General features: G+C 65.3%; 4 protein-coding genes. All 4 read left to right on the top strand.

The genetic code is table 11. The features are described 5' to 3' along the window. Window positions 1–488 (top strand): hypothetical protein (locus tag ACIQ6O_RS13285; RefSeq protein ID WP_396208271.1); only part of this gene is annotated, 488 nt, incomplete at its 5' end. A gap of 25 nt (window positions 489–513) precedes the next feature. Further along, complete coding sequence (gene recO, locus ACIQ6O_RS13280) at window positions 514–1,263, top strand: DNA repair protein RecO (protein WP_396208270.1); 750 nt, start codon at window positions 514–516, stop codon at window positions 1,261–1,263. A gap of 235 nt (window positions 1,264–1,498) precedes the next feature. Next, window positions 1,499–1,957 carry a hypothetical protein gene (locus ACIQ6O_RS13275; protein ID WP_396208269.1) on the top strand — a complete coding sequence of 153 codons (459 nt, stop codon included), beginning with the start codon at window positions 1,499–1,501 and terminating at the stop codon, window positions 1,955–1,957. A gap of 252 nt (window positions 1,958–2,209) precedes the next feature. Beyond that, window positions 2,210–4,527: ATP-dependent chaperone ClpB (gene clpB, locus ACIQ6O_RS13270; protein WP_396208268.1), on the top strand; the 2,318-nt coding region annotated here is incomplete at its 3' end.

Raw genomic sequence — 4,527 nt, 5'->3', positions numbered from 1 at the left:
GCGCGTCGGCCAACGTGAGCGGCGATGTGGCGTATGTGAGCGCCGGTGGCGATGCGAGCTTCGCGTCGTTCCCGTTCACGCTCATCGCGTCGGGGGCCGTCGCGAAGATCGATCTGCGTGCCCGTCGTGTTCAGCTCACCCGCCCGATGCCGACGGGCACCTACGGCGCCGGCACCAAGCTGGGGCTCGACGGTTTCTTGTATGTCACGGTGTCGGAGAACCTGAGCACCTTCACGAGCCGCATCCTCAAGGTGCGTGCCGATGACCTGTCGTTCGTCTCCAACGGCTCCACCGCATGGCTCGATCTCAAGAATGCCAGCGGTGCGTCGGTGTCGTGCGGCAGCGGACAGGCCGACCAGCTCGGGCGGCTCCATTGCCTCGTAAACGGCACCGGATCGGTCACCTCGCTCCTGGTTTTCTCTCCGGCCTTCGTGGAGACGCGACGCGTGGCCGCCGGGCAGGGCGGCGTGGACATGGCGCTGCGGTAAGCGCGGAAGCTGCTACACTTCGGGCATGCCCCTGCTGCAAACGGACGCGGTCGTCCTGCACGTCGCCACGTATCTGGAGTCCAGCCTTATCCTGCGTCTGGCCACGCGTGAGGCCGGGGTCCAGTCGGTGGTGGCCCGTGGGGCTCGCTCCTCGAAGAAGCGGTTCGGGAGCGCCATCGATCTCTTCGCCGAGGGGCAGGCGCAGATCCAAACCAAAGCTGGGCGCGACCTGCACGCCCTTACCGCGTTCGATGTCACGCGGGCCCGCCCGGCCATCGCCACCGACCTGAGCCGCTTCACCGCCGCGAGCGCCGTCGTGGAGAGCGTCTTGCGCCTCGTGCACGAGGAGGCGGCCCCGTCGGTGTACGACAGTCTGGTGCGCGGCCTCGACCAACTGGCGGCCGCCGTACCGGACGACACGGCCAGTGTGACCCTGGGGGCCATCTGGCAGCTCGTGGCCGAGGTGGGGTTTCGTCCGACGATCGACCGATGCGCCGAATGCCACACGCCCCTCGACCCGGCCGCCGACGTCCGGTTTCAGGGGGCGGTCGGCGGCGCGCTATGCGGTGACTGCGCGCGCCTCGCCCCTGGCGGGAGGTTGTTGCCACCAGCCGCACGGGCGGCGATCACCTCGTGGCTCGACAGGCTTCCCGTTCCCCTTGAGGCGGTCGAGGCCAGGGCGCATCAGCGCCTGCTGCGCGAATTCCTCGCGGTGCACCTTCCCGACAACCGCCCGCTCAAAGCGTTCCAAGTCTGGGAGCAGGGGAAGTGGTGAGTCGTGTCATGTTTTACATGATATGGTATATCGTAAAGCATTGATGTGTATGAGTATAAGTTGCCAAGAAGGATCGTCGAGTATTGCCCCGTCCCGCTGGTAGGGCCGGATTGTTGCTTGACGCGTAGGGTTGCGCGTCCTTAGCTTACCGATGGACCCTATTCCGTGGGTCCGCACTTCTCACCCTTAAAGGAGACGTCGACTCAGAACCTGATTCGTCAGTCGGAGAAGCACCATGAAACGTTTGTGGGGAGCACTGGGTCTGGTGCTCGCTCTCAGCGTGTTCATGCCACGAGTCGCGGAGGCCCAGCTGTCGCAGGACGACGGACGGGTACGCCGCAACGGAGCGACGCTCGGACAGAACTTTCCGAACCCGTTCAATCCGGAGACTCGCATTCCGTTCACGGTGGGTGATGCACCCACCTGTTCGCAGCCTGGCAAGCAGTACCGGGTAAGCCTCAAGATCTACAACGTCCTCTCGGACGTGGTGGCAACCCCGGTGTTGCAGGGCGGAACAAGCGGAGTGGCCGGTGGTCAACCGCTGGAAAAAATCGCTGTCCCTTGCGGTGAGTATGTCGCCTATTGGGATGGCAAAGTCCAAGCAACCGGGCGGGAGGCTGCCTCAGGCGTGTATCTGTATCGCCTCGAGGTGGATGGCGTGCCGCTGGTGAAGAAGATGATCGTGGTGAAGTAAGCCAACGCAGTTCGAGCACCACGAGACCCGAAGTACCCGAAACATGAGAAGCGCCCTGGGTGAGCGGACCCAGGGCGCTTTCTTTTGGTGCCAAGGGCGCGAGAGGAATCGCAGGTGCCGGGCCGATTCCGCCACTTTGCCACGCGCCTGCACTATTGTCACCCACCGGCGCCCGGCCCCCCCCGTTCTGCCCCTGGCTCCCTGCAGTTCCGGCAGATCGAATCCGGCATCACGATTGCTCGTAGGTATGGCATGATCAATCCCGACCGTCTCACCGTGAAGAGCGCGGAAGCGCTCAACGACGCCGTGGCGATTGCCCGCAAGAACGGCAATCCCCTCGTCTACGATTTGCACCTCCTCCTCGCATTGCTGGCGCAGGACGAAGGCATCGTCGTGCCGGTGCTGCAGCGCGTGGGGGCCAACGTCACCGCCATTCGCACAGGGGCCGAACAGGAAGCGGCGCGCTACGCCAAACAGAGCGATGCGCAGCCTACCTTCAGTCGGGAACTCACCCAGGTGGTCGATGCCGCCGAGCGCGAGGCCAAGGCCCTCGGCGACGAATACATCAGCACCGAGCATTTGCTCGTGGCGCTGTCCGATGCGAAGGGCACCGACAGTACGCGACTGCTCACTGCCGCCGGTGCCCATCGTCAGGCGCTGCTCGATGCCCTCAAGCTCGTGCGCGGCGCGCACAAGGTCACGGATCAGAGCCCCGAGCAGCAGTATCAGGCGCTCCAGAAGTTCACCCGCGACCTCACCGAGAGCGCGCGCAAGGGCAAGCTCGATCCGGTCATCGGACGCGACGAGGAGATCCGTCGCGTCATTCAGGTGCTGTCACGCCGCACCAAGAACAACCCGGTGCTCATCGGTGAACCCGGCGTGGGTAAGACGGCCATCGCCGAAGGACTCGCGCAGCGCATCGTCAGTGGCGACGTGCCCGAGGGGCTCAAGAACAAGAAGCTCGTCTCGCTCGACCTCGGCGCACTCATCGCCGGCGCCAAGTTCCGCGGCGAATTCGAGGAGCGCCTCAAATCGGTGCTGAAGGAGATCACCGCGGCCGAGGGGCTCTACATCGTCTTCATCGACGAGCTCCACACGTTGGTGGGCGCCGGCAAGGCCGAAGGGAGCATGGACGCGGGCAACATGCTCAAGCCCATGCTGGCGCGTGGTGAACTGCGGGTCGTGGGCGCCACCACGCTCGACGAATATCGCCAGCACGTGGAGAAGGACGCCGCACTCGAACGCCGCTTCCAGCCGGTGTTCGTGGGCGAACCTAGCGTGGAAAGCACCATCGCCATCCTGCGTGGTCTCAAGGAGCGATACGAGGCACATCACGGCGTGCGCATCACCGATGGCGCGGTGGTCGCGGCCGCCACGCTCTCCAACCGCTACATCGGCGATCGCTTCCTCCCCGACAAGGCCATCGACCTCATCGACGAGGCGGCGTCGCGGCTGCGCATCGAGATCGATTCGGTGCCACAGGAAATCGACGAAGTCGAGCGGCGCATCGTGCAGCTCGAAATCGAGAAGGCCGCGCTCCAGAAGGAGACCGACGCGGCGTCGCTCGAACGTCGCCAGAACCTCGAGCGCGAACTCGCCGACAAGAAGGAGCAGGCGGCCGGGATGCGCGCCCAGTGGCAGCAGGAGAAGGACACCCTCGGCGCGGTTGGCCGCATCAAGCAGGAAGTCGAGCAGGCGAAGTTCGCCGCCGAGCAGGCCACGCGCGCGGGCGATCTCAGCAAGGCGGCCGAGCTGACGTACGGCCGCATCCCGCAGCTCGAACGCGACATGAAGGAGGCCGAGTCGAAGCTCGCCAGTCACGGTGGGCGTCCGCAGTTCCTCAAGGAGGAGGTGGCGGCCGACGATGTGGCTGAAGTGGTGGCGCGCTGGACGGGCATCCCCGTCACGCGCATGCTCGAGTCGGAGCGCGAACGCCTCACGAAGCTCGAAGACGTACTAAGCACGCGCGTGATCGGACAGCGTGAGGCAGTGAAGGCCGTGTCGAACGCCGTCCGTCGCTCGCGCGCGGGGCTGCAGGACCCCAATCGTCCGATCGGCAGCTTCATCTTCCTGGGCCCCACGGGTGTCGGCAAGACGGAGACGGCCAAGGCACTGGCCGAGTTCCTCTTCGACAACGAACACGCCATGGTGCGCATCGACATGTCGGAGTACATGGAGAAGCACGCGGTGGCCCGTCTCATTGGTGCCCCCCCGGGTTACGTGGGCTACGAAGAGGGCGGGCAACTCACGGAAGCCGTGCGCCGCCGCCCGTACAGCGTCATTCTCTTCGACGAGATTGAAAAGGCGCATCCGGATGTCTTCAACATCCTGCTGCAGCTGCTCGACGACGGGCGGCTCACCGATTCGCAGGGGCGCACGGTGGACTTCCGCAACGCCGTGGTCATCATGACCTCGAACGTGGGGAGCCAGCTCATCCTCGAGCGCAGCGAGAGCACCGAGGAGGGCGCGTGGAAGCGCACCGAGCAGGAGGTCCTCGCGGCCCTGCGCGGGGTGTTCAAGCCGGAGTTCCTCAACCGTATCGACGACGTGGTGGTGTTCCATCCGCTGGG

Origin of the sequence: Gemmatimonas sp., assembly GCF_044345575.1 — a bacterium.
GTDB lineage: Bacteria > Gemmatimonadota > Gemmatimonadetes > Gemmatimonadales > Gemmatimonadaceae > Gemmatimonas.
Note: the sequence above shows the minus strand (reverse complement) of the source record. Positions and strands in the feature narration are given on the sequence as shown.

Coding starts and splice junctions, on each gene's coding strand:
- recO (WP_396208270.1), top strand. CDS start 514: ATGCCCCTGCTGCAAACGGACGCGGTCGTCCTGCACGTCGCCACGTAT.
- ACIQ6O_RS13275 (WP_396208269.1), top strand. CDS start 1,499: ATGAAACGTTTGTGGGGAGCACTGGGTCTGGTGCTCGCTCTCAGCGTG.